The sequence below is a fragment of the bacterium genome, assembly GCA_037131655.1.
Lineage (GTDB): Bacteria > Armatimonadota > Fimbriimonadia > Fimbriimonadales > JBAXQP01 > JBAXQP01.
This window is the reverse complement of the sequence record JBAXQP010000276.1, coordinates 1-3,619: the sequence shown is the minus strand read 5'-3', so window position 1 is coordinate 3,619 and position 3,619 is coordinate 1. Positions and strand designations below refer to the sequence as shown.

Below are 3,619 nucleotides of genomic sequence, written 5' to 3'. Positions count from 1 at the left end.
GTGCAGTCGCCACACTTTATTCCTGGTTTGCCGCACCAGGTCCGGTTCCATTCGAGATTGCAAAGCGGGCTGTAGCCTATCTTCTGGCTTTTCTGGCTCCACCATTGTCTGGCAAACACGTCTTCGCGTCCACGAAACAGGAAGCGAAATAGCCTGCTCTTCTCTGATAAAGGGGAGTCGTTGTTGAGAGTCCTGGAACCAGTGACTAAAGAATCCGAAGTGGTGCTGATAAGACCTGACTGATTTATGGGCTTAGATTTCCGTGGTTTACCGAATTCACGATATAGCCGGCGATTTTCGGCGAGCAAACCGTCTCGTTCGACGGTTATTTTATCCAACTGACGGCGCAGTCGCTTCAGTTCCTCTTTATCTTCGGCCATTATATCCACGCCTCTATGTGAGCCTTAGATAGTCTCTGTGGATAGGGTGTGTCACCCTCCTGACCATTGATTATTCCACATAGCATTTTAAGAGCTATCACTGATAATCTAACGGTTATAATCCGTCAAATCTGAAACATGCTCATAATCATTAGCGTCAAGCCAATAACACCATATGTTTGATGCGCGAATACTAAGCCTGCTTCTACTCCTTGGACTGTGCCATGCTAATACTTCGGTCTGGCAAATATTTCTGAGTTTCTTATTCACGTACTCTATAGCCGGTTTTAAATCTGTATCCGTAGAAGCTATGACACCAACCTCGTATTCGAGATCGATTCCCGAAGTAACAAAATCAACAGCCAAAGCAACATCTACACCCTTTTGTTCAGGCCTGGTTACCGGCCAATTGATCGGATATTTTAGTGTCCGGGTAATTACTTTAGCACCGAGCCTCAACCATTCGTTGCGTTGTTTACAGTGTGCAGCATAGGCCTGCGGTTGTTTTGTGGCATCAGGGCTCCCTGTATAAATTCTTACCTGACTTAGTATCCTTGCTTCACCTTCAGGTGAACGAGAACATATTAAATTCCCCAATTCTATGGGATTTATTTGACCATGATAGTGTGGATCAGTATCGGTGAAGAATGCTCTTCTGGCACCCCTATAAATATTCTTGTCGTCAATGAACAGTATTAGCTTCTTAGATATCATCAGACATCATCCATAAAAACAAACCTCGCCAGTTCAACCTTGTAGGGCTGAACGGCGAGGAAGAGTTACTTAATATGTTATAGATTGCCATAGCCTTTGTCAACTCTCAGTCTGGCCAGTGTTAATGTTCTATGATTTTGTCACATCCTTAACTGTTCAGTGAAAAAGTCACCTTAAGAGCGAATGGTAACATCAGCACCCACCATCGAAACTAAAATGGTGATGGTTTCGCTTCTGGCGGCTTGAATAGAAGCTAATTTGTGAAAATCAGATTACCTGATTTAGTGTGCCATTACCAATCTGGAACTTGATTAACCCTTCGTGATAACAGCCCACAGACAAGAAAGTTCGGGATCCGTCCAGAGTGGTTACTGTTTTAGCTTCAGTAAAATGGCGGGGGACACTGGACGGTTCCCGAACTCCTGTTTGAAAAGGCAAAGCTTATTCCAGGACTCCAGAAGTTGCTCATACTGTGCTTACAGCCTATTATGTAGCAGTATTATGGCGATGTGTGCTAATAGGGGTGCCCCGGGATCAGGGCACCCCTACTTGTTTTTGCATAAAGCTGTTTAATACGCCTGTGAATACAACTGGATTATATCATTGGGATCGCTGACCGGCCGCCCGTTGAAGATAACAGCTGTGTCGGCGATTGCATGGAAGGCGCAAATCGGCAGATTCTCTTCAGGAACGCCCACATCACGCAGCCTCATGGGATGCCCCACTTTTTGCATCAGCGCTTCAATGGCATCGGCTGCCGCCAGAGCGGCATCTTTTTCCGACATACCTTTGACATTTACACCCAGGGCATGCGCTACCTGGGCCAGTTTATCAGCAGATGTTTCGACATTGTAACGCATAACCTTGGGAAGGATGATGCCGCATGCCGCTCCATGGGGTACATGGTGCAGGGCGCCGATAGTATGCGCCATGCCATGAGCCAGTCCGACCTGAGCAACAGTAAAGGCCCAGCCGGCCATGGTGGCTGCTACCTGAAGATGTATCCTGGCCTTTTCATCCTTACCGTCTTTCACGGCAAGGGGAAGGTTTTCATTGATCAGCCTGATGGCCTGCAACGCCATACCATCGCAGATCAGGTTCGCCATGGTGCTGGTCATGGCCTCGATGGCATGCGTCATAGCGTCCATGGCGGTGGTTACTGTTAATGATTTGGGTAGCCCAACGGTGAAGCACGGATCGAGTATGGCCACATTCGGCATAATCTTAGGGTCTACGATGAACAGCTTGCGCCCGGCGCCATGACTGGTAAGCACTGCAACATTGGTCACCTCGCTGCCGGTACCCGAGGTGGTCGGAATAGCGATGTGAGGTGTTTGCGGCTCGGTCAACACTAGGAAGTTAAGATAATCATTGGCTTTGCCGCCGTTCTTGAGGGTAACACACACACCCTTGGCAGTATCCATGACGCTGCCGCCGCCCACACTCACGATGCAGTCGGCCTTCAACTCCCTTGCCGCCTCAGTTGCAGCATCCACTGCTTCCAGGTCAGGGTCAGCCGGAATTTTGTCGAATATACCAACACAGAAATCCGCCAGAGCATTTTTAACCATATCGGCGAGCCCGGCCCCTTTCACGCCTGGATCGGTGAGTATAAGTGCACGTTTACAGCCCAAGTCCACGATCGCCTTGCTAATAGAAGACAGGGCACCGTGACCGGACACCACTGTGGTGGGACAGCTGTAAGAAAAGCCGTCTACTTTTTTGTAGTCCGACAGCAACTGGAAATACATATTGGTATGGCTATGGGCCATGGAATTGACATGGACACGCTTCATCTGCGTATATTCATGCAGGGACTCCATGCCGAAATCACGCCCGAGGCCCGATTGTTTGTAACCTCCAAACGGGCAGAAGTCCGAGAAAATATGATAATTGTTGATCCACATCGTTCCAGTTCGGACGGAATTGGCCAGGCGCTGGGCCCTGGCATTGTTGCTGGAAAACACGCCGCCAGCCAGGCCGTACATGGAATCATTGGCTATAGCAAGCGCTTCTTCGTCGCTGTCATATTTAATTACGCAGACAACCGGCCCGAAGATCTCCTCCTGGGCGATGCGCATTTTATTGTTCACTTTGGCAAAGATGGTTGGGGCATAGTAGTTGCCTTCGGGCATCCCGGGCACTTCAACGCGTTTGCCGCCTGTGATCAGCTCTGCGCCCTCGTCTTTGCCGATCTTGACATAGCGCTCGACGGTTGCCAGCTGTTCCTTGTTTACCAGGGGACCCAGGTGGGATTTGGCATCAAGCTGATATCCGACGCGCAACAGTTCTGCGCGTTTCTTCATTTTTTCGATGAACTGATCATACATCTTTGCCTGTACCAGCACTCTGGTGCCAGATGAACATACCTGCCCCTGGTGGAAGAATGTGCCGTAGCAGGCGCCTTCCACTGCCAGCTCAATGTCGGCATCATCCAGTATGATGTTGGCCGATTTGCCGCCCAGTTCCAGTGATACCTTCTTAACTGTATCAGCGGCCAGTTTCATAATCTCACGCCCTACTTC

The 3,619-nt window shown here is 49.3% G+C and carries 3 protein-coding genes; all 3 read right to left on the bottom strand.

Translation table 11 applies throughout. The features are described 5' to 3' along the window. A partial coding sequence (locus WCO51_11105) for a hypothetical protein (GenBank protein MEI6513802.1) occupies positions 1–380 on the bottom strand: 380 nt, incomplete at its 3' end. Positions 381–488: 108 nt separating this feature from the next. After that, complete coding sequence (locus tag WCO51_11100; GenBank protein ID MEI6513801.1) at positions 489–1,094, bottom strand: NYN domain-containing protein; 606 nt, start codon at positions 1,092–1,094, stop codon at positions 489–491. A 569-nt stretch (positions 1,095–1,663) separates the two neighbouring features. Next, the coding region (locus WCO51_11095; protein MEI6513800.1) for an iron-containing alcohol dehydrogenase at positions 1,664–3,619 on the bottom strand (1,956 nt) is incomplete at its 5' end.